Source organism: Streptomyces sp. SID14478 (assembly GCF_010548525.1).
Classification (GTDB): Bacteria; Actinomycetota; Actinomycetes; order Streptomycetales; family Streptomycetaceae; genus Streptomyces.
This window is the reverse complement of sequence record NZ_JAAGMG010001362.1, coordinates 1-2,361: the sequence shown is the minus strand read 5'-3', so window position 1 is coordinate 2,361 and position 2,361 is coordinate 1. Positions and strand designations below refer to the sequence as shown.

The following is a 2,361-nucleotide window of genomic DNA, read 5'->3' as shown; positions in this document are numbered from 1 at the left end:
CGCGCAGTTCCCCGCGCCCCTGAGATGCACGCCCTGCGGGCGGCATCTCCCCGATGAAGGCCGGAGGCCTTCCAGGGGCGCGGGGAACTGCGCGACCAGCCACGACGAGACCGGCACCCGCCCGACGGCACAACCCCCCACGGCGCGGACGCGTACAGCACCCGCCCGACGGCACAGGCACAACCCCCTACGACGCGGACGCGTACAGCACCCGGCGCGCCGTCGTGAACCGGCGCAACACCCCGGGCAGCGGCGCCACCCCGATCCCGGGCCCGGTGGGCACCGGCAGATGCCCGTCGACCAGCACGAACGGCTCCGTGACGTCCTCGGCGAAATACCGCCGGGAGGCAGACGTGTCGCCGGGCAGCGTGAACCCGGGCAGCGCGGCCAGCGCCAGGTTCGGGGCCCGCCCGATCCCCGTCTCCAGCATCCCCCCGACCCAGGCGGCCGCGCCGTGCGCGGCGGCGACGTCATGGAGGCGGCGCGCCTCCAGGTACCCGCCGACCCGCGCGGGCTTGACGTTGACGACGCGGCAGGCGTCCATGGCGAGGGCGGACGCCGTGTCGCGGGCGTTGTGCAGGGACTCGTCCAGGCAGACCGGCGTCCCGATGCGCTGCTGCAGCAGGGCGTGGGCGTGCAGGTTGTTCTCTTCGAGGGGCTCTTCGATGAGCAGGAGGCCGAACTCGTCGAGGCGGCGCAGGTGCTCGGCGTCGGCGAGCGAGTAGGCGGTGTTGGCGTCGACCTGCAGCGGAAGGTCGTCGCCGAACCGCTCCCGGACCGCACGGACGGGGGCCAGGTCCCAGCCCGGCTCGATCTTCAGCTTGATCCGGACGTAGCCCTCGGCGAGGTAGCGCTCGACGTCGTCCAGGAGCGCCGGGACGGACTCCTTGATGCCGACGGAGACCCCCGCGGGGACCCGGTCGCGTACCGCGCCCAGATAAGTGGCGAGCGACATCTCGTGGGCGCGCAGCTCGGCGTCGAGGACGGCCGTCTCCAGGGCAGCCTTCGCCAGCTCGTGCCCCTTGATCTTCGCCGTCGCGGGGGCGAGCGCGGCGGTCGTGAGCGCGGGCAGGGCGGCGACGCGGGGCAGCAGGAAGTCGCGGATCACGGTCTCGGCGCCGGACACGTACTCGGAGCAGTACAGCGGCTCCGGGTCGGCGGCGAACTCCGACCAGCCCTCCGCCTCGTCGGTGACGACGTGCAGCAGGAAGGTGTCCTTGGTCGTCATCGTGCCGAACGAGGTGCGGAACGGGGTGACCAGGGGGATCGCGACATGCAGCAGTTCCACGTGGTCGAGCTTCATACCGGCTTCTCCTGCGTCTGCATCGGCGTCCGCTTCTGCTGCTTCTGCTGCTTGTGCTGCTGCCGCTCGGTCAGGGTGTACCAGCCGTCGCGGGACATGCCCGTGGCCGCGTAGCCGTCGGCGAAGGCCTGCGTGAACACCTCGCGGACGGCGTGGCGCCAGCGCAGCGCGAGCGCGGGGTCGGCGGCGCGCAGCTTCACGACGTCCGCGGGGACGCGGCAGTGGACGACGCCGTCCGCGCCGAGGGCGAGGGGGTCGCCGTCGGGGGCGGTGGCGAGGACGGCCCCGGCGGGCGCGACGGGCTCCGCGCGGGCGGTGTCCGCGGTCAGGTCCCAGGTGACGGTGAGGCGGTCGGACTCGTCGCCGTCGTTCACGCCGTCGGCCATGGGCCCGTAGAAGTCGACGAGGTACTCGGTGCCGGTCGCGCCCAGCTTGACCAGGTTGAACCGGGCGTTGCGGCCGACCAGCGGGTCGAACGTCCAGCGCATGGTCCGTGCCCCGCGGGCCAGGGCCCACTCCCGCTGGGCCTGCTTCACGGCGAGCCCGACGCCCCGGTCGCTGGTGCGGGCCGCGGCCACGAACGAGTACACGTCGCGGGCCGCGGGCTCCCCGAACACGGCGACGGCCGCCCCGCACAGCTCCCCCGCCCGCGTGTACGCGGCGTGCACGGCGCCGCCCGCGTGCACCAGGCTGTGCAGCACCTCGGCCGGGTAGGGCGGCGTGCTGCGCGGCGTCTGCCACACGTCGCTGAAGAAGTCGGCGACGGCCGCGATGCGGGGCACCTCGTGGATCGGGCGGACGGTGACGTTCATGGCTCCGAGTCTGGGCGGCCGAAGCGCCGACCGGGTTGTTCGTGGCCACAAGCGATGGCTAGGGTCGTTTGAAGATCGGCCAAAGGTGCGGCAGAGGTGCCGCGCTCCGCGTTCGGAAGGCCCGCATGGACTCCCCCACCCTCAGTGACCTGCTCGACGTGCTCGGCGGCTCCTCCGTGCGTGCCCTCGCCTCACCCCGCGGGCTCGCCGTGCCCGTGGGCGACGTGCTGCTGTACGACGCCGACG

The 2,361-nt window shown here is 73.6% G+C and carries 2 protein-coding genes; both read right to left on the bottom strand.

Going from position 1 to position 2,361, the window contains the following annotated elements; translation table 11 throughout:
* Nucleotides 1-187: 187 nt before the first annotated feature.
* The gene (gene menC, locus G3I40_RS43445; protein WP_164560305.1) at nucleotides 188-1,303 is read right to left on the bottom strand and encodes an o-succinylbenzoate synthase; all 1,116 of its coding nucleotides are present in this window, start codon (nucleotides 1,301-1,303) and stop codon (nucleotides 188-190) included.
* On the bottom strand, nucleotides 1,300-2,115 hold the full coding sequence (locus G3I40_RS43440; protein ID WP_239092298.1) for a chorismate synthase: 816 nt from the start codon (nucleotides 2,113-2,115) through the stop codon (nucleotides 1,300-1,302). The genes menC and G3I40_RS43440 overlap by 4 nt, the downstream gene beginning before the upstream one ends.
* Between the last annotated feature and the right edge of the window lie 246 nt (nucleotides 2,116-2,361).

Coding starts and splice junctions, on each gene's coding strand:
- menC (WP_164560305.1), bottom strand. CDS start 1,303: ATGAAGCTCGACCACGTGGAACTGCTGCATGTCGCGATCCCCCTGGTC.
- G3I40_RS43440 (WP_239092298.1), bottom strand. CDS start 2,115: ATGAACGTCACCGTCCGCCCGATCCACGAGGTGCCCCGCATCGCGGCC.